Origin of the sequence: Verticiella sediminum (genome assembly GCF_007558815.1) — a bacterium.
Lineage (GTDB): Bacteria > Pseudomonadota > Gammaproteobacteria > Burkholderiales > Burkholderiaceae_B > Verticiella > Verticiella sediminum.
On sequence record NZ_VLTJ01000041.1, the window covers coordinates 101,494 to 119,424 of the forward strand.

A 17,931-nucleotide genomic window follows, 5' to 3' on the forward strand; every position below is an offset into this window, starting at 1 on the left:
GGTACCGCGATGCTATACTCCGCTGCCCTTCGCGCAAGGTCCGTTCGCATCGCGTCGCCCGCAGCGACACACCGCTCGACACCACCCGTTCGCGCTGCCCGCACCCCACTGAGAATCCGGCCCTCCATGAAACTGATCGGCTCGCTGTCCAGCCCCTACGTACGCAAGGTACGCATCGTCCTGGCCGAAAAGAAGCTCGACTGCCCGCTCGTACTCGATAACGTCTGGTCCGCGGATACGCAGATCCAGGCCACCAATCCGCTCGGCAAAGTACCCTGTCTAGTGATGGACGACGGCAACAGCCTGTTCGATTCGCGGGTGATCGTGGAATATCTCGACACGCTCTCGCCCGTCAGCCGGCTGGTGCCGGCCGCCGGCCGCGAACGCCTGGACGTGAAGTGGTGGGAAGCCTTGGCCGATGGCGTACTCGACGCCTGTGTGCTCATGCGCGCCGAGGAAACGCAGCGCGCGCCCGAGCAGCGCAATGCCGACTGGGTGGCCCGCCAGCGCGGCAAGGTCGAGGCCGCGCTGCCGGTGATGGAAGCCACGCTGGGCGAACGCGCCTTCTGCGTCGGCCACGTCACCAGCAACTACTCGCTGGCCGACATCGCGGTGGGCTGTGCGCTCGGTTACCTGGACTTCCGCTTCCCGGACATCGCCTGGCGCGAGCCGTATCCGAACCTGGCCCGGCTCTATACCAAGCTCGCGCAACGTCCGTCGTTCATCGACACACAGCCGGGCTGATGCGCTCGCGGCCGGCGCTGCCCGGCCGCTGCCCAAGCCTGCGGCTCAGCGCTGCAGCGCCTGCCAGGCCTTCTCCAGCCGCTTGACCGACACCGGCATCGGCGTGCGCAGCTCCTGCGCGAACAGCGCCACGCGCAGCTCCTCCAGCATCCAGCGAAAGTTCACCAGCCCGTCGTCGAGCACGCCCTTGCGCGCGGACAGCTCGCGCTGGTAGCGCGTCAGCAGGGGTGCCATCTCCGCCATCAGCCGAGCGTCGCGCGCCGGGTCGGCGCGCAGCTTGTCGATGCGCGCCGTCACCGCCTTCAGATAGCGCGGGAAGTGCGCAAGCTGGGCATACGGGGTATCGCGCACGAAGTGCTTGCCCATCAGGCCGCGTAGCTGCTGCTCCATGTCGGCGTGCGACGCGGGATGCGCGCGCGCCTGCACCAGCTTGCGCATGACCCCGGCCCATTCGGTGAGAATGGTCTGCACCAGCCGCGCCATCTCCTGGGCGAGCAGGCCCAGGCGGCCACGCCCCTGCTCGGCGCGCGCGGCGAAGCCCGACGCATCCGTGGGCAGGGGTTCCATCAGACAGGCCGCGGCCAGCGCCGCGTCGATGATCTGGTCGCGCAGTTCCTCCTGGGTGCCCAGTGGCATATACAACATGCTCATCTGGGTCAGCCCGGGCAGGTTCTTCTCGAGGTACTTGACCTGGTCCTTCAGTTGCAGGCGAAAGAGGCGCAGCAGGCCGCCGCGGTGCCGCCGGGCGGCCTCTTTCGGGTCGTCGAACACGTCCAGGTCGCAATGCGTGCCGCGGTCGACCAGCGCCGGATAGCCGATCACGGTCTGCCCGCCCCGGCGGATCTCCAGCAGCTCGGGCAGCTCGCCGAACGTCCAGCCGGTCAGGTTCTCGTGGGCCAGCGCCTGGGCCACGCCGGCGTCGCGCGCGGCCACCTTCTGGAAGGTGGCCTGGGCTTCGCGCCCATGCTCGCTGCGCAACTGCGCGAGGTTGCGTCCCATCGCCAGCATGCGGCCGTGCTCGTCGAGCAGCCGGTAGTTCATGAAGAGATGCGCGGGCAGCGTCTCCGGCTTGAAGTCGGTCACGGCCACACGTACCTGGGTCTGGCCGCGGATGTCGTCGATCAGGGTTTCGACCAGGCTCCTGGCCGGCTGGCGCGCCTCGTCGAAGTGCCGCTCGTAGAAGCCCGCGGCATAGTCCGGCAGCGGCACGCAGTGGCGGCGCAGCTTCTGCGGCAGCGACTTCAGCAGCAGGTGCACCTTCTCCTTGAGCATGCCGGGCACCAGCCACTCCGCGCGCGCCGCATCGACCTGGTTGAGCGCATAGAGCGGCACACCGAGCGTGACCCCGTCGCGCGGCGAACCGGGCTCGAAGTGATAGTCCAGCGCCATCTCCACGCCATGCCAGGACATGCGCTTGGGGAACACCTCGGTGGTGACGCCCGCGGCCTCGTGGCGCATGAGCTCGTCGCGGGTGAGAAACAGCAGCTTCGCGGACTTGTCCCGGGCCGCCGCGCGCTGGTACCACTTTTCCAGCGCCACGGTGGACACCACGTCGGCGGGCAACTGGCGCTCGTAGAAGGCGAAGATCAGCTCGTCGTCGACCAGGATGTCCGGGCGGCGCGTCTTGTGCTCGAGCTTCTCGATGTCGGCGACCAGCTTGCGGTTGTGCGCGACGAAGGGCAGCCGGGTCTCGATCTCGCCGGGCACCAGGGCCTCGCGGATGAAGATTTCGCGCGCGCGCGCGGGGTCGATCTTCGCGTACGAGACACGCCGGCCGGTGTAGATCGTCAGGCCGTACAAGGTGCCGCGCTCGCTGGCGACGACCTGGCCCTGCTTCTTCTCCCAGCGCGGATCGGACCAGTTGCGGTTGAGCAAATGGCCCGCCACGCGCTCGACCCACGCCGGCTCGATCCGGGCCACGCAGCGTGCGTACAACCGGGTGGTCTCGACCAGTTCGGCCGCCATCACCCAGCGGCCCGCCTTGCGCGCGAGCCGCGAGCCCGGATGGATCAGAAAGCGGATGCCGCGCGCGCCCAGGTACTGGGCCGCTTCCTCGGCCTTGGTGCCGATGTTGCCGAGCAGGCCGGACAGCAGCGCGAGGTGGATCTGCTCCACCGTGGCCGGTTCGCTGTTGAGCTTCCAACCCGCGCCGCCCACCACCTGGGCGAGTTGGCTGTGCACGTCGTGCCATTCGCGCAGGCGCAGCGGCGAGAGGAAATGCTCGCGCAGGCGCGCCACCAGCTTGCGCTGCGAGGCCTTGTGCGCGACTTGCTCGTCGTACCAGGTCCAGAGCTTGAGGTAGGACAGGAATTCCGAGCGCTCATCGGCAAAGCGCGCGTGGGCGGCGTCGGCCGCCTCCTGCGCGTTGAGCGGACGCTCGCGCGGGTCCTGCACCGAGAGCGCCGCGGCGATCACCAGCATCTCGGCCAGGCAGTGCTGCTCGCGCGCGGCCAGGATCATGCGCGCGATGCGCGGGTCCACCGGCAGGCGCGCGAGTTCCTGCCCGACCTCGGTGAGCGCATTGGCCTCGTCGATCGCGCCCAACTCCTGCAGCAGGTGGTAGCCGTCGGCCACGGCACGGCCGCTGGGCGCCTCGACGAAGGGGAAATCCTCGATGCTGTCCAGGCGCAGCGATTTCATGCGCAGGATCACCGAGGCCAGCGAGGCGCGCAGGATCTCCGGGTCGGTGAACGCCGCGCGCGACTGGAAATCCGCCTCGTCGTAGAGCCGGATGCACACGCCGGGGCCGATCCGCCCGCAGCGCCCCGCGCGCTGGTTGGCCGAAGCCTGGCTGATCGGCTCCACGCGTAGCTGCTCGACCTTGTTGCGCCAGGAATAGCGCTTGACGCGGGCGAGCCCGGTGTCCACCACGAAGCGGATGCCCGGCACGGTGAGCGAGGTCTCGGCCACGTTGGTGGCGAGCACGATGCGGCGCGCGTTGGTCCGGGGCCGGAAGACGGCCTCCTGCTCCGCCTGCGACAGGCGGGCGAACAGCGGCAGGATCTCGGTGCCCGGCGGGTGGCGCTTGCGCAGCGCCTCGGCCGCCTCGCGGATCTCGCGCTCGCCGGGCAGGAACACCAGCACGTCGCCCGGCCCGTGGCGCGCGCATTCGGCCACGGCGTCGACGATGCCGTCGATGAGGTCGCGCTCCTCGTCGCGATCCAGCCGCTCGCGGCCGCCTTCACGCCCGCCGTCCTTGTCTGAAGTCCCACTGCGGTCCTCGTCGAGGATGGGACGGTAGCGCAGCTCCACGGGGTACAGGCGCCCGGACACGGCGATCACCGGCGCGGGCTGCGCTTGGCTGCCGAAATGGCGGGCGAAGCGCTCGGCGTCGATGGTGGCCGAGGTGATGATGAGCTTGAGATCGGGCCGTCGCGGCAGCAGTTGCTTGAGGTAGCCGAGCAGGAAGTCGATGTTCAGGCTGCGCTCGTGCGCCTCGTCGATGATGATGGTGTCGTAGCGGCGCAGCATCGGGTCGCGCTGCGACTCCGCGAGCAGAATGCCGTCGGTCATCAGCTTGACCGAAGCGCCGGGGTGCGTGCGGTCGTTGAAGCGCACCTGGTAGCCCACGACTTGCCCGAACTCGGTGCCCAGCTCCTCGGCGACTCGCTTGGCCACCGACGTCGCCGCCAGCCGGCGCGGCTGCGTGTGGCCGATCATGCCGCGCTCGCCGCGGCCCATCTCCAGGCAGATCTTGGGTAGCTGCGTGGTCTTGCCGGAGCCGGTTTCGCCGCTGACGATCACCACCTGGTGGCCGGCGATCGCGCGCGAGATCTCCTCGCGCCGCGCACTGACGGGCAAGTCTTCCGGATAGATGATGGGGGGGAACGGGTTGCGCTGACGCGACGGGCTGGCTTTCACGCGATGGGTATTCATGATTGAACCGCCATTATAGGAAACCTCCCGCCGCGGCCCGTGGCGGGAGCTTCCTCCATGGGGCGTAAAATACCGGCGCGCGCGCCGCGCCGTGCGCCCTCCCAGCCGCTACGCCCTGTCATGACCGAAAACGTCCACGCCGAAGAGCCCCCCGACGCCGTCGAGCGTCCCGAAGCCGAAGATTCCATCGCCAACGATTCGCCCGCGCAGTTCGTGCGCTGGTTCCGCGAAGTCGCTCCGTATGTGCACGCCTTTCGCGGCAAGACCTTCGTGGTCGCCTTCGGCGGCGAGCTGGTCCAGGCGGGTGCGCTCAACAGCCTGGTGCAGGATCTTTCCCTGCTGAGCGCCCTGGGCATCCGCCTGGTGCTGGTGCACGGCTCGCGCCCCCAGGTCAACGAGCAACTGCGCCTGAAGGGCATTCCACAGTATTTCGACCGCGGCCTGCGCGTGACCGACGCCGCCGCCCTCGAATGCGCCAAGGAGGCCGCCGGCGAAATCCTGCTCGACATCGAGGCGGCCTTCAGCCAGGGCCTGCCCAACACCCCCATGTCGGGCTCGCGCATTCGCGTGCTCACCGGCAACTTCGTCACCGCGCGCCCCGTGGGCGTCATCGACGGCGTGGACTACCGGCATACCGGCCAGGTCCGCAAGATCGACGTGCAGGCGCTGCGCGCGGTGGTCGACAGCGGCTCCGTCGTGCTGATGTCGCCGCTCGGCTTCTCGCCCACCGGCGAAGCCTTCAACCTCGCGATGGAGGAGCTGGCCACCCGGGTCGCCGTCGTGCTGCGCGCCGAGAAGCTGATCTACCTCACCGAGACCCCGGGCGTGCTCGACAGCGACGGCAGCGTGGACACCGAACTCGCGCGCGTGGACGCCGAGCGCCTGCTGCAGCAAAAGACGCTGGACGAGGACACCGCCTATTTCCTCGAGCACGCCTCGCGCGCCGTCAAGCAAGGCGTGGCGCGCGCGCACCTGCTGCCCTACTCGCTCGACGGCAGCATCCTGCTCGAGATCTTCACCCACGACGGCGTGGGCACCATGGTCGTCGAAGACACCCTGGAAGACCTGCGCCAGGCGACGATGGACGACGTGGGCGCGATCCTGCAGCTCATCGAACCGCTCGAGCAGGACGGCACGCTGGTGCCGCGCGGGCGCCACGCCATCGAGCGCGACGTCGAGAAGTTCTGGGTGGCCGAGCACGACGGCATCATCTACGGCTGCGCCTCGCTGAACATCTGGCGCGAGGATCGCATGGCCGAAATGGCCTGCCTGGCCGTCCATCCCGACTGGCAGGGCGAGGGCGAAGGCGACAAGCTGCTGCGCCACATCGAGGCGCGCGCCCGGGCAAGCGGCGTGCGCCGCCTCTTCGTGCTCACCACGCGTACATCGCACTGGTTCATCAAGCGCGGCTTCGTGCCGAGCTCGCTGGCCGACCTGCCGCGCGACAAGCAGGCGACCTACAACCGGGCGCGCAACAGCCTGGTCTTCATCAAGCGGCTGTGAAGCAGCGCGCTGCGTTGCCGGACCGGCAACGCAGTCCTCCCTCGATACCACCCGTCGGCGACGCACCGCAGTGCGACACTACGCCGGTCCTCATCGTGGAACAGCCATGTCCAAGCTACGCATCACCGCCGGCGGCCACCGTTTCGTCGCCGAACCCCACCCCGACGCCCCGCTCACCGTCGCCGCATTCGAGAAACTCCTGCCCTATCGCCAGCGCATCATCCACGTGCGCTGGAGCGGCGAAGGCTGCTGGATCCCCCTGGGCGACTGGCAGCTCGGCGTGGGCTTCGAGAATCACACCAGCCACCCCTCGGTAGGCGACATCCTGTTCTATCCGGGCGGCTACAGCGAGACCGAGATCATCATGGCCTACGGCGCGTGCAGCTTCTCGAGCAAGATGGGCCAGCTCGCAGGCAACCACTTCCTCACCATCGTCGAAGGCAAGGAGAACCTGCGCGCCCTGGGCACCAAGGTGCTTTGGGAAGGCGCGCAGGAAATCCTGTTCGAGACAATGTGAATCCGGCTCGCGGCGCGCTCACGGGCGCGACGCCCACCGCCCGGCCCGGCCTTCGGAGGCGGCGCAATGCCGCCCTTGCGAGACGACGGCGAAGGCGCAACCGCGTCAGGCCGCGCGCCCCATGTCCTTGGGAAACAGCGCCAGGAAATCCAGCAGCTTCTCGCCCAGCAGATTGACGTGCCCGCGCATGGCCTCGGCCGCACCGCCGTCGTCGCCCTCGGCAAGGCAACGCAGCACGTCCTCATGTTCGCGCAGCGTGTCGCGGCGGCGCGACGGCCGCTGCGTCACGAGCCGGCGATACGCGCCGATGCGGTTGCGCAAGGCGCGCGTCTGCTCGGCCAGGAACTCGTTCTGCGAAGCCGCATAGATGCCCTCGTGGAACAGGCGGTTGATCTCGTAGAACGCTTCCACCTTGTCCGTGCGCGCCAGTTCGATCAACTGCGTGTGCAACGCGCGCAGCCCCTCCAGCTCCTGGGCCGTGATGCGACGCGCGGCAAGGCGCGCGCACAGGCCTTCCAGTTCAGCCATCACCTGGAACATCTCGATCAGCCTGTGTGCGGACAACTGCACGACCTGGGCCGGCTGTCGGTTACGGATCTGGATCAGGCCGGCTGAGGCCAGATGACGCAACGCCTCGCGCACCGGCGTGCGCGAGACATTGAAGCGCGTGGCCAGGTCGACCTCGTCCAGGCGCGCGCCTGGCGCGAGCTTGCCGGAGAAGATATCGCTTTCCAGGATCGCCTGGATCTGTTCCGCCCGACTTCCGACGAGCCGTTCACCTTCGTTCGACAGAACCTCGTCCGTCATGACTTTCCCCAATTCCATTGCCAACGGTGGCGCACCGATATTTTAGCGCTCCAATTAAATACAAGACTAACCGTCTTGTATGCACGAATCTGGCGCAAGAACGCGCCGCCCTGGCGCCACGCACCTCACTCGTGCACGTCGCCGCGTCCCGATCCGCCCACTTCCCTAGGTACGAGGAATTGGCATGCGCCTTGCATTAGGTACGCATGATTCACCTTTTTGCATACAAGAAATCGATTCTTAAATATCAACCGGCATCCACCGACGTGTAAGGAACACCATGGACCTCGGCCTGCAAGGCAAATCAGCGCTGGTTACCGGCGCATCCCGCGGCATCGGCATGGCCACCGCCGAGAGCTTCGCCCGCGAGGGCATCGCCGAACTCCACCTGGCCGCCCGCTCGGAGGAAGGCCTCGCCCGCGTGCGGGATAGGCTCGTCGCCGAGTACGGCGTGAAGGCCGCCATCCATCCGATGGACCTGGGCGCGGCCGACAACGTGGCCGAGCTCGCGCGCCGCTGCCCCGAGGTCGACATCCTCGTGAACAACGCGGCCGACTCCACGCCCGGCCCGCTCGACAAGCTCAGCGACAGGGACTGGCGCGACAGCCTGGACATGAAGATCTTCTCCTACGTCGCGCTGACCCGCGAGTTCTACGCCCACATGAAGCGGCGCGGCGGCGGCGTGATCGTCAACGACATCGGCAACTCGGGCGAGAACCCGGACGCCAACTACATCGTCGGCACTACCGGCAATGCCGCCATGATGGCCTTCACCCGCGGCGTCGGCGGGCGCAGCCTGGACGAGGGCGTGCGCGTGGTCGGCGTCAATCCGGGGCCGGTCGCCACCGATCGCATGGTCAAGCTCATGAAGCGCCGCGCGCTCGACTGGTACGGCGACGAGGGCCGCTGGGAGGAGCTATTCGACAAGTATCCCGGCAAGCGCCCCGCGCAGCCCGGCGAAGTGGCCGACCTCATCGTCTGGCTGGCGTCGCCGCGCGCCGGCTACATCACCGGCACCATCGTCACGATCGACGGCGGCATCGCCTCGCGTGGCTCGATCATCTGAGGCCGTCATGCGCAGCTTCGAGGAACGCAACCGCTATTTCGACCGGCTCTGCAACACGCCCGGCCTGATGTGGCTCGGCCAGAACACCAACCACTTCGATCCGCACCCGGCCGTGGTGGCGGCCGTGACCGAGGCGCTCGCGCGCGGCGACTACCACGCCTACGCGCCGCCCGCGGGCTTCGAGGAGCTGCGCCGGCTCATCGTCGAGGACGCCGGCGTGCCCGACGCCTGCGCCTTCGTCACCGACGGCGCGGTCGAGGGCCTCTACAACGTGTGCAGCAACCTGTGCGAGCCGGGCACCGACTTCGTCACCACCGACCCGAGCTGGGCGTGGCCGATGCACTTCGCCCGGCGCGCCGGCGCCAACATGATCGAACTGCCGATCTACGACGCCGCCCAGGGCTACCGGCTGACCGCAAGCCAACTGCGCGCGGCGGTCGGCCCGCGCACCCGGGTGATCTACCTCGTCGATCCCAACAACCCGCTCGGCACCTGCCACACCGAGGACGAGATCCGCGAGATCGCCGCGATCGCGCGCGAGGCGGACGCCTACCTGATCCACGACGCGACCTACTCGCAGTTCGCCGACGCCTTCACGCCCGCCTGGCGCTTCTATCCCGAGAAGACGGTCATGATCTACAGCTTCTCGAAGTGGCTGGGGCTGGCCGGCATGCGGCTGGGCGCGGTCATCGCCAACCCGGACATCATCGAGCGGGTCGCCACCGCGCCGCCCAACAACCTCGGCAGCAACGTGCTGTCGCAGCGTGCGGCGATCGCCGGGCTGCGCACCAAGGCCGAGTGGTTTCCGCAGATCCAGGCGCGCCAGCGGCGCAACCAGGCGGCGGTGGCCGAGGCTGCCGCCGGCGTCGACGGTCTGCATCTGCCCGTGTACCCGTCGCAGGCCAACCTGCTCGTGATGGAAACCCCCGAGGCCGGCGTGCGGCCCGAAGCGCTGGTCGCCGCCTACCAGACGGAGAACGTGATGATCCGCCAGGGCACCTACCATACCCAGCGGTTCGGCGACCGCTTCGTGAAGATCAGCCTCACGGTGCCAGAGGCGTGGGCCGAGCGCTTTTGCGAACTGCTGCCGGCGATGGTGGCGCGCGCCCGCGACGCCGCCCCCGCCGGCAACCTCTTCTGAGGACAGACACCATGCCCACGATCACCGCCCGCGACGGCACCGCCCTCCACTACGAGGAAGCCGGCAGCGGCACCCCCATCCTCTTCGTGCACGAGTTCGGCGGCGACTGGCGAAGCTGGGAGCCGCAGATGCGCTACTTCACCCGGCGCTACCGCTGCATCACCTACAGCGCGCGCGGCTATCCGCCATCGGACGTGCCCACCGACCCGGAGCGCTACTCGCAGGCCATCGCGGTCGACGACATGGTCGACGTGCTCGACGGCCTGGGCATCGACCGGGCGCACATCGTCGGCCTGTCGATGGGCGGCTTCGCCACCCTGCACTTCGGCCTGCGCCACCCCGACCGCGCGCGCTCGCTGGTGGTGGCCGGCGCCGGCTACGGTGCCGAGAAGGCATACGAGGATTACTTTCGCGGCGTCTCGATGGAGGTCGCGCGCCAGTTCGAAGAGCTGGGCGCGCCGGTATTCGCCAAGGTCTACGCCCAGGCGGCCTCGCGCATCGTGTTCCAGGTCAAGGATCCGCGCGGCTGGGAAGCCTTCGCGCGCGAGCTCGGCGAGCACTCCTCGATCGGCTCGGCGCTCACCATGCGCGGCGTGCAGGCGCGCCGGCCCTCGATCTACGACCTCGAGGCCGAGCTGCGCACGATGACCGCGCCGACCCTGGTGGTGGTCGGCGACGAGGACGACCACTGCCTGCAGCCGGGCATCTTCATGAAGAAGACCATCCCGGCGAGCGGCCTGCTGGTGCTGCCCAAGACCGGCCACACGCTCAACATCGAGGAGCCGGCGCTCTTCAACCAGTTCGTCTCGGACTTCCTCGCCACCGTCGAGCAGGACAAGTGGCCGCCCCGCGACCCGCGCTCGCTGCCCGGCGAGATCATGAAGACGTCATGAGCGATCGCCTCTCCGCCCACGTGAAGCCGGAGCGCCTGCTCGCGCGCCTGCAAGCCATGGCGCGCATCGGCGCCACGCCGCGCGGCGGCGTGAACCGCCAGGCGCTGTCGGCCGAGGACGCCGCCGCCCAGGCGCAGCTCGCCGCCTGGGGCGCCGAGCGCGGGCTTGCCGCGTCGCGCGACGCGGCGGGCAACCTCTTCGTGCGCCTGGCCGGCGCGCGCCCCGGGCTCGCGCCGGTGCTGTCGGGCTCGCATCTGGACAGCCAGCCGACCGGCGGCCGCTTCGACGGCGTGTACGGCGTGCTGGCCGCGTTCGAGGTGCTGGAGGCGATGCGCGACGCCGGCTTCGCGCCGGCGCGCGCGGTCGAGGCCGTCGCCTGGATGAACGAGGAGGGATCGCGCTTCGCGCCCGGCATGATGGGCTCGGCGGTGTTCGCGGGCGAGCGCCCGCTGCAGGCGGTGCTCGACACCCGCGACGCCGACGGCGTGAGCGTGGCCGAGGCGCTCGCGGCCTGCGAGCCGGCGCTCGCCCACGTCCCGCGGCGCGGGCTGGGCGGCGCGGTCCACGCCTTCGTCGAGGCGCACATCGAGCAAGGCCCGGTCCTCGAGCGCGAGGGCATGCCGGTCGGCGTGGTGACCGGCATCCAGGGCAAGCACACCTTTCGCGTCACCGTGCAGGGCGAGGCCGCGCATGCCGGCACCAGCCGCCGCGCCGAACGCCGCGACGCCCTGCTCGCCGCCACCGCGATGGTGCAGGCGCTGGCCGCCGTCCTGCACGACCAAGCCGACGTCGCCCGCTTCACGGTCGGCCGCTTCGAGGTCTCGCCCAACGCGCCGTCGGTGGTGGCGAGCCGGGCGGTGTTCTCGATCGACCTTCGCCATCCCGATTCGGCCACGCTGCGCGCGCTCGGCGAGCGCGTGCGCCCGGTGTGCGAGGCCCATGCCGGCCCCTGCGAGGTGAGCGTGGAGCGCCTGTCGGCGGCCGACTCGCTCACCTTTCCAGACGCGATGCGCGCGCGCCTCGCATCCGCGGCGCGCAAGCTCGGCATCCCGCACCTGGCGCTGCCCTCGGCCGCCGGCCACGACGCACGCTACCTGCATGCCATGTGTCCGGCCGCGATGATCTTCGTGCCCTGCCGCGCGGGCATCACCCACAACGAGGCCGAGCATGCCGAGCCGGCCGACCTGGTCGCCGGCACCCGCGTGCTCGCCGACGTGCTTGCCGGCCTTGCCCAGGAGGATGCCGCATGAACCGCCCCGCCCTCGTCCCGAGCGCCGTCCCCTCCCAACCGCCCCCAGGAACCCCCGCCATGCCCCAGGCCGAGAAAGTGGCCCACCTCGCCGACTACGCCGACACCGCCGAGCGCCAGCCGCTGCTCGCGCTGCGCGGCATCAGCAAGACCTTCGGCACAGTGAAGGCGCTGGACGATCTCGGCGTGGCGATCAGGCCCGGCGAGTTCATCACCGTGGTCGGCCCGAGCGGATGCGGCAAGAGCACGCTCTTCAACATCGTGGCCGGTCTCGAGGAGCCGGACGCGGGGGGCAGCCTCGCTTTCCTGGGCAAGCCCAGCCGCGCGCGCGATCTGCTCGGGCGGGTCGCGTTCATGCCGCAGCGAGATCTGCTGCTGCCTTGGCGCACGGTGATCGACAACGCGATCCTGGCCGTCGAGCTCGAAGGAGTGCGCCGCGCAGATGCGCGCAGGCAAGCCCTCGCCATGCTGCCCGAGTTCGGCCTCACCGGCTTCGAGCAACGGTACCCGCACGAGTTGTCCGGCGGCATGCGCCAGCGCGTGGCGCTCATGCGCACCTTCATGTTCAAGCGCGACCTGATGCTGCTCGACGAACCCTTCGGCGCGCTCGACGCGCTGACCCGCAGCATGATGCAGCGCTGGCTGCTCGACGTCTGGCAGAAGCACCGGCGCACGATTCTCTTCATCACCCACGACGTCGACGAGGCGCTCTTTCTCGGCGACCGCGTGATGGTCATGACCGCCCGCCCCGGGCGCGTCAAGCTCGAGCAGCCCGTCAACCTGCCGCGCCCGCGCCGCCCCGAGATCGTCACCTCGCCCGAATTCATCGCGTTGAAGCGCACCCTGCTCGACGCCATCGAGGAGGAAAGCATGAAGTCGTTCACTACCAGCGACAAACCCGCGGGGACGGCATGAACGGGATCATGAATGCCATGGGTCCGGCCGGCATCGCCCCGGCCGAATGGGAAGCCCGGGTCGCGCTTGCCGCCTGCTACCGGCTGGTGGCTCGCCTGGGCCTGGACGACCTCATCTACAACCACATCTCGCTGCGCGTGCCGGGCGCCCGCGACGAATTCCTCATCAACCCCTACGGCCTGCTGTTCGAGGAGATCACCGCCTCGAGCCTGGTGCGCATCGACCTCGCGGGCAGGAAACTCGACGACTCGCCACACGAGGTCAACGTCGCGGGCTTTGTGATCCATGGTGCCATCCACGCCAGCCGCAAGGACGCCGCCTGCGTGCTGCACACGCACTCGGATGCGAGTATCGCGGTGTCAGCCCAGGAGCAAGGCCTGCTGCCGCTCTCGCAATTCGCGATGCGCTTCTACCAGCGCCTGGGCTTTCACGACTACGAGGGCGTGGCGATTGACCTCGACGAACGCCAGCGCCTGGTCGCGAGCCTGGGCGAGCACCGCGTGCTCGTCATGCGCAATCACGGCGTGCTCACGCTCGGCCGCACGCCGGGCGAGGCCTTCATGCTGCTGTACTACTTCGAGCGCGCCGCCCGCATCCAGCTCGCCATGCAGGCCGCCGCGGCGGGCGCGGCCGGCCCCATCGTCACGCCGCCGCACGCCGTGTGCGAGCGCGCCGCCCGCCAGTTCTGGGAGGGCCACGGCGACATCCTCGTCGCCGGCGAGCGCGAATGGCCGGCGTTCCTGCGCCAGTTGGACCGCCTCGACCCGTCCTACCGCGACTGAACCGCGGCCGCTTTCCGTCCAACGACTCCCGACTCAGGAGCCAACATGCTCAACGTCCGTCCCCTGCATCAGGGCTTCGGCCTCGAAATTCTCGATCTCGACCTTGCCGCGCCGCACAGCGACGAGGTCATCGACGACATGATCGGTCTGCTCGACCAGCATTCTCTGTTGCTGGTGCGCGGCCAGCGGCTCAGGCCCGAACGCCACGTCGAGATCAGCCGGCGCTTCGGCCCCCTGCTCACGCACGTGCTGAAGCAATACCTCACCACCGGCCTGCCGGAGATCTATGTGCTGTCCAATGTCACGCAGGACGGCAAGCCCATCGGCAATCACAAGGAGGGCTGGAACTGGCACTCCGACCTGTCCTACGTGGCCGAGCCGAGCATGGGCTCGTTGCTGTACGCAGTGGAAGTACCGCCGGTCGGCGCCGACACCTTGTTCGCCAGCATGCACCTGGCCTACGACGGCCTGCCGCCGGCGCTGCGCGAGCGCATCCGCCACCTGCGGGCGACCCATTCGTATGCCGGCTACTACGGCAAGGCCTTTGCCGACCGGACGCCCCTCACCGATGAGCAGAAGGCGAGGACTCCCGACGTGGTGCATCCGGTGGTGCGAACCCATCCCGTTACCGGACGGCCTTCGCTGTACGTCGGCCAGGACATCGTCAGCCGCATCGAGGGCCTGCCGCAGGCCGAGGGCGATGCCCTGCTGGCTGAACTCAATGCGCACGCCATCGACGAAGCCTTCGTCTACCGCCATGTCTGGCGCCAGGGCGACCTGGTGCTGTGGGACAACCGCGCGACGATGCATTGCGCCACGCCCTATGACGACAGCAAGTACCGCCGCATCATGCACCGCACCACCGTAGCCGGCAGTCGTCCATTCTGACGGCCACCCCGGATCCGCCGACGTTCAGCGCGCCCCACAGGGCGCATTCACCCAAAGGAAGGCATCATGAAAGACGACATCGTTCGCCGCTGCGTTTCGGCGCTGGCGTGTGCCCTGGCGCTCGTCCTGGCTGCGGGCCCGACCGCGGCCACGGCTGCCGAGAAGGTATCGCTGCGCCTGAAATGGCTGCCGCAGACACAGTTCGCCGGCTTCTACGTCGCCCAAGGAAAGAACTTCTACGCGGACGCCGGACTGGATCTCACGATCAATCCGGGCGGCCCCAACCTGAACGTCGAGACGCTGGTGGCGTCCGGCAGCGACCAGTTCGGCCTGGCCAGCGGCAGCGAGGGCCTGCTGCACAGCCGCGCCAAGGGTCTGCCCATCGTCGGCATCGGCATGAACCTGCAGCAGACGCCGAACATGTACGTTGCGTTCAAGGACTCCGGCATCGACTCCATCGAGGACTTCCGCGGCAAGCGGGTATCCACGTGGTTCACCGGCGCGCAGTACATCCTCTACTCGGTGCTCGCCAAGGCCGGCATCAAGCAGTCCGAGCTGACCATCGTGCCGCAGCCGGCGACCACCACCCAGTTCGTCAATCGCCAACTCGACGTCGCCACCGTCAACGTCTACAACTCGCTGATCGCGCTGCAGACCCAAGGCGTCACCGATCTGGTGCTGTTCAAGGCCGAAGACTACGGCGTGAGCTCGCCGCAGGACGTCGTGATCGCCTCCGAGCGCATCGTCGCCGACAAACCCGAGGTCGTGCAGGCCTTCCTGGACGCCACCCTGAAGGGTTGGAAGTACGCGTTCGAGAACAAGGCGGAGGCAGTCGACATCGTCATGGCGGCCGCACCGGGGCTCGACCGGCGCCACCAGGAACTCATGCTCGACGAGATCGAGAAGCTGATGTACGCCGGCCAGGGCAGCACCCGCGGGCTCGGCGTGATCGACGTGGACACGCTGGCTTCGGTGCAGCAGATGCTGCTCGACTACGGTGCCCTGGAACGAGAGGTTGACCTCGGCAAAGCCGTCGACACTCGCTTCTGGGATGCCGCGCCCGCTGCGTACAAGGTGCGCTAGTCAGCGACGGCGGCACGCCCGACGCCCTTCCCGGAGCCCCTTCCATGAAAACTTCCCTCCGTTCGGCTCGGCACCTGCTCATCACGGTGCTCGGCCTGGCCTTGGCCTGGGAGAGCGCTGTGCGCGTGCTCGACGTCCCAGGGTACTACCTGCCGGCATTGTCGGTGATCTTCCAGGATGCCTGGTCGGTGCGCGGTCTGCTTGCCACCAGCCTGGGCCACACCCTGCTCGAGGCCGTCCTCGGCTTCCTGCTGGGCGCGGCGTTCGGGTTCGCCTGCGGCGTGCTGTTCGCCCATGTGCGGATGGCCGAGCGCGCGTTCTTTCCGTTGTTCGTGGCGGCCAAGACCGTACCGGTCATCGCGTTCGGCGCACTGGTCGTCATCTGGTTCGGCAATACCCTGATGGCCAAGGTGGCGATCGCGTTCTACCTGACGTTCTTTCCGGTGACGGTCAACACCCTGCGCGGGCTGCAGGCATGCGATGCCGAGAAAGTGGGCCTGCTGCGCAGCTTCGGCGCGACGGACGCGCAACTGTTCCTGCGGCTGAAGCTGCCGACCGCGCTACCGACCATCATGGTCGGCCTGCGTCTGGGCATATCGCTCAGCCTGATCGGCGCCATCGTCGGCGAATGGTTCGGTGCGACCGTGGGCCTGGGGGCGATGCTGATACAGGCCATGTACAACGAGCAGGTGACGCGGCTATGGCTGATCGTGCTTGCCTGCGGGACGGCGGGCGCCAGCCTGTACGGCATCATCGCGGCCCTGGAGCGACGGTTCATCTGGTGGCAGGGGCGCGCATGAACGACAACCGCGTATTGCCCGTGATCGGCGGGCTGGCGCTCCTGGTGCTGTGCTGGGAAGGAGCGATCGCCCTGTTCGCCATCGAACCCTTCGTGCTGCCACGGGTGTTCGACATTCTGGCGCGTCTGCTGCGCGACTGGCCTGCCCTCGCTCAAGGGTTGATGGTCACCGGCGCGGAGGCGCTGACCGGCTTCGTGCTGGGCACGCTGATCGGCATCGCCACGGCCGTACTGATGTACTTGTTCCCGCCATTCGAGCGCGGCTTTCTTCCGGTGGCGGTGGCGGTGGACGCGGTGCCGGTAGTCGCGTTCGCACCCCTTGCCCTGCTGTGGTTCGGCATGGGGCCGGCGTCCAAGATAACCATCGTGACGCTGACCGTCAGCTTCATCGTACTGCTCAACACCTTGCACGGCCTCAGACAGCCGGATGCCGCTGCAGTCAATCTGCTGCGCAGCTTCGGTGCCAGCCGGCCGGCCATCCTCTACAGGCTGCTGCTGCCCGCCGCCATGCCGTCCGTGGTCACCGGCATGCGCCTGGGCATCGCGCGCTGCATGATCGTGGCACTCCTGGGCGAGATGCTCGGGGCCTATCGCGGCCTGGGCTGGATGATCTTCGAAGCCACCCAGCAGATGGACTATCTGCGGCTGTGGGCCTGCGTCCTGTTCGCGTCCGGGGCCAGCCTGCTGCTTTACGCGGTCCATGTCTGGATCGATCGCAAACTCGTCTGGTGGCACTGACCGTGGCCCAGGCATTCCGGACGACGCCGGCTGGCCCGTCCTGCTTCTCCAGGAGAACCGACATGCACGAAACGCCCTTGTCCCCGGTCATGGGCATTGCGATCGACGGCTTCGACGTGCGCGCGATGACGCCCGTCGTGCTCGAACACGTCAAGGCCCGACTCGCCGACCACGGCGTCGTCTGCTTTCGCGGGCAGACGCTGAGCCATCCCGAGCTTGTCGCGTTCAGCGCACGGCTGGGACCATTCCAGCACCACGTACTCACCCAGTGGACGCTGCCGGAACACCCGGAAATCTATGTCCACTCCAATATCGTCGAGAACGGCCGCCCCCTGGGCAATCCGCGCGAGGGCTTTGGCTGGCATACCGACCTCACGTATTTCGAGCGGCCGACCGCCTATACGGTGCTGTACGGGGTACAGGTGCCGCGCGAGGGCGGCAACACCGATTTCGCCAGTCTGTATGCGGCCTACGACGCGCTGCCCCAGGCGCAGCGCGAACGCCTCCAGGGCTGCAGCGTGTTGCGCGACTACCGCAAGCTGTATGCGCGCCGCAGCAATGTGGAGCCCCTGACCGAGGCACAGTTGGCGCGCACGCCGCCAACCCGCCACCCGCTCGTTCGCACCCATCCTGTCAACGGACGCAAGGGCTTGTACCTGGGCGGCAACGACGTGGTCACGGTGCTGGACGCCGACGGCACCGACATCGGCCGCGAGATCCACGACGAACTGCTCGCTTTCAGCATCGGCGAGACGTTCCGCTACAGCCACCAGTGGAGGGCCGGCGACCTGCTGGTCTGGGACAACCGCGGCTTGCTGCACACCGCCACTGAATACGACCGCGAACACGAGCGGCGCCTGATCTACCGCACCCTGATCGAGGGCGAAGTGCCGCGATAAGGCGTCCGCACCCGATCCTCCTCAGCCGGAG

General features: G+C 68.6%; 16 protein-coding genes. 14 read left to right on the forward strand and 2 right to left on the reverse strand.

Going from position 1 to position 17,931, the window contains the following annotated elements:
• Positions 1 to 126: 126 nt before the first annotated feature.
• A complete protein-coding gene (locus FOZ76_RS24095) occupies positions 127 to 744 on the forward strand; it encodes a glutathione S-transferase N-terminal domain-containing protein (protein ID WP_143950841.1) in 618 nt (205 codons plus the stop codon).
• Positions 745 to 789: 45 nt separating this feature from the next.
• Here the strand turns inward: FOZ76_RS24095 and hrpA are convergent, their stop codons facing one another.
• On the reverse strand, positions 790 to 4,620 hold the full coding sequence (gene hrpA, locus FOZ76_RS24100) for an ATP-dependent RNA helicase HrpA (RefSeq protein WP_143950842.1): 3,831 nt from the start codon (positions 4,618 to 4,620) through the stop codon (positions 790 to 792).
• A gap of 120 nt (positions 4,621 to 4,740) precedes the next feature.
• Here hrpA and argA point away from each other — a divergent pair, with 120 nt between their 5' ends.
• Positions 4,741 to 6,123: an amino-acid N-acetyltransferase gene (gene argA, locus FOZ76_RS24105; RefSeq protein WP_143950843.1), complete on the forward strand. Its 1,383-nt coding sequence runs from the start codon at positions 4,741 to 4,743 to the stop codon at positions 6,121 to 6,123.
• Positions 6,124 to 6,229: 106 nt separating this feature from the next.
• A complete protein-coding gene (locus FOZ76_RS24110; protein ID WP_143950844.1) occupies positions 6,230 to 6,640 on the forward strand; it encodes a DUF3830 family protein in 411 nt (136 codons plus the stop codon).
• Between the two features lie 105 nt (positions 6,641 to 6,745).
• Here the strand turns inward: FOZ76_RS24110 and FOZ76_RS24115 are convergent, their stop codons facing one another.
• The gene (locus FOZ76_RS24115) at positions 6,746 to 7,447 is read right to left on the reverse strand and encodes a GntR family transcriptional regulator (RefSeq protein ID WP_143950845.1); all 702 of its coding nucleotides are present in this window, start codon (positions 7,445 to 7,447) and stop codon (positions 6,746 to 6,748) included.
• Between the two features lie 280 nt (positions 7,448 to 7,727).
• Here FOZ76_RS24115 and FOZ76_RS24120 point away from each other — a divergent pair, with 280 nt between their 5' ends.
• From FOZ76_RS24120 to FOZ76_RS24170, 11 genes are all read left to right on the forward strand, one after another.
• A complete protein-coding gene (locus tag FOZ76_RS24120) occupies positions 7,728 to 8,513 on the forward strand; it encodes an SDR family oxidoreductase (RefSeq protein ID WP_143950846.1) in 786 nt (261 codons plus the stop codon).
• Between the two features lie 7 nt (positions 8,514 to 8,520).
• Positions 8,521 to 9,654, forward strand: coding sequence for a pyridoxal phosphate-dependent aminotransferase (locus FOZ76_RS24125; protein WP_143950876.1), 1,134 nt, complete (start codon positions 8,521 to 8,523; stop codon positions 9,652 to 9,654).
• Between the two features lie 11 nt (positions 9,655 to 9,665).
• The gene (locus FOZ76_RS24130; RefSeq protein WP_143950847.1) at positions 9,666 to 10,547 is read left to right on the forward strand and encodes an alpha/beta fold hydrolase; all 882 of its coding nucleotides are present in this window, start codon (positions 9,666 to 9,668) and stop codon (positions 10,545 to 10,547) included.
• Positions 10,544 to 11,797 (forward strand): M20 family metallo-hydrolase, encoded by a 1,254-nt coding sequence (locus FOZ76_RS24135; RefSeq protein WP_143950848.1) that lies wholly within the window; start codon positions 10,544 to 10,546, stop codon positions 11,795 to 11,797. The genes FOZ76_RS24130 and FOZ76_RS24135 overlap by 4 nt, the downstream gene beginning before the upstream one ends.
• Complete coding sequence (locus FOZ76_RS24140; RefSeq protein ID WP_246129744.1) at positions 11,794 to 12,711, forward strand: ABC transporter ATP-binding protein; 918 nt, start codon at positions 11,794 to 11,796, stop codon at positions 12,709 to 12,711. The genes FOZ76_RS24135 and FOZ76_RS24140 overlap by 4 nt, the downstream gene beginning before the upstream one ends.
• 8 nt (positions 12,712 to 12,719) lie before the next feature.
• On the forward strand, positions 12,720 to 13,493 hold the full coding sequence (locus FOZ76_RS24145) for a class II aldolase/adducin family protein (RefSeq protein ID WP_246129745.1): 774 nt from the start codon (positions 12,720 to 12,722) through the stop codon (positions 13,491 to 13,493).
• A 45-nt stretch (positions 13,494 to 13,538) separates the two neighbouring features.
• Complete coding sequence (locus tag FOZ76_RS24150; RefSeq protein WP_143950850.1) at positions 13,539 to 14,381, forward strand: TauD/TfdA dioxygenase family protein; 843 nt, start codon at positions 13,539 to 13,541, stop codon at positions 14,379 to 14,381.
• 66 nt (positions 14,382 to 14,447) lie between these two features.
• On the forward strand, positions 14,448 to 15,464 hold the full coding sequence (locus FOZ76_RS24155; RefSeq protein ID WP_143950851.1) for an ABC transporter substrate-binding protein: 1,017 nt from the start codon (positions 14,448 to 14,450) through the stop codon (positions 15,462 to 15,464).
• 44 nt (positions 15,465 to 15,508) lie between these two features.
• Positions 15,509 to 16,264 carry an ABC transporter permease gene (locus tag FOZ76_RS24160; protein WP_143950852.1) on the forward strand — a complete coding sequence of 252 codons (756 nt, stop codon included), beginning with the start codon at positions 15,509 to 15,511 and terminating at the stop codon, positions 16,262 to 16,264.
• Positions 16,261 to 17,001 (forward strand): ABC transporter permease, encoded by a 741-nt coding sequence (locus FOZ76_RS24165; protein WP_246129746.1) that lies wholly within the window; start codon positions 16,261 to 16,263, stop codon positions 16,999 to 17,001. The genes FOZ76_RS24160 and FOZ76_RS24165 overlap by 4 nt, the downstream gene beginning before the upstream one ends.
• Positions 17,002 to 17,063: 62 nt before the next feature.
• Positions 17,064 to 17,900, forward strand: a complete 837-nt coding sequence (locus FOZ76_RS24170; RefSeq protein WP_143950854.1) for a TauD/TfdA dioxygenase family protein — start codon at positions 17,064 to 17,066, stop codon at positions 17,898 to 17,900.
• The last annotated feature ends 31 nt before the right edge of the window (positions 17,901 to 17,931 follow it).

Coding starts and splice junctions, on each gene's coding strand:
- FOZ76_RS24095 (WP_143950841.1), top strand. CDS start 127: ATGAAACTGATCGGCTCGCTGTCCAGCCCCTACGTACGCAAGGTACGC.
- hrpA (WP_143950842.1), bottom strand. CDS start 4,620: ATGAATACCCATCGCGTGAAAGCCAGCCCGTCGCGTCAGCGCAACCCG.
- argA (WP_143950843.1), top strand. CDS start 4,741: ATGACCGAAAACGTCCACGCCGAAGAGCCCCCCGACGCCGTCGAGCGT.
- FOZ76_RS24110 (WP_143950844.1), top strand. CDS start 6,230: ATGTCCAAGCTACGCATCACCGCCGGCGGCCACCGTTTCGTCGCCGAA.
- FOZ76_RS24115 (WP_143950845.1), bottom strand. CDS start 7,447: ATGACGGACGAGGTTCTGTCGAACGAAGGTGAACGGCTCGTCGGAAGT.
- FOZ76_RS24120 (WP_143950846.1), top strand. CDS start 7,728: ATGGACCTCGGCCTGCAAGGCAAATCAGCGCTGGTTACCGGCGCATCC.
- FOZ76_RS24125 (WP_143950876.1), top strand. CDS start 8,521: ATGCGCAGCTTCGAGGAACGCAACCGCTATTTCGACCGGCTCTGCAAC.
- FOZ76_RS24130 (WP_143950847.1), top strand. CDS start 9,666: ATGCCCACGATCACCGCCCGCGACGGCACCGCCCTCCACTACGAGGAA.
- FOZ76_RS24135 (WP_143950848.1), top strand. CDS start 10,544: ATGAGCGATCGCCTCTCCGCCCACGTGAAGCCGGAGCGCCTGCTCGCG.
- FOZ76_RS24140 (WP_246129744.1), top strand. CDS start 11,794: ATGAACCGCCCCGCCCTCGTCCCGAGCGCCGTCCCCTCCCAACCGCCC.
- FOZ76_RS24145 (WP_246129745.1), top strand. CDS start 12,720: ATGAATGCCATGGGTCCGGCCGGCATCGCCCCGGCCGAATGGGAAGCC.
- FOZ76_RS24150 (WP_143950850.1), top strand. CDS start 13,539: ATGCTCAACGTCCGTCCCCTGCATCAGGGCTTCGGCCTCGAAATTCTC.
- FOZ76_RS24155 (WP_143950851.1), top strand. CDS start 14,448: ATGAAAGACGACATCGTTCGCCGCTGCGTTTCGGCGCTGGCGTGTGCC.
- FOZ76_RS24160 (WP_143950852.1), top strand. CDS start 15,509: ATGAAAACTTCCCTCCGTTCGGCTCGGCACCTGCTCATCACGGTGCTC.
- FOZ76_RS24165 (WP_246129746.1), top strand. CDS start 16,261: ATGAACGACAACCGCGTATTGCCCGTGATCGGCGGGCTGGCGCTCCTG.
- FOZ76_RS24170 (WP_143950854.1), top strand. CDS start 17,064: ATGCACGAAACGCCCTTGTCCCCGGTCATGGGCATTGCGATCGACGGC.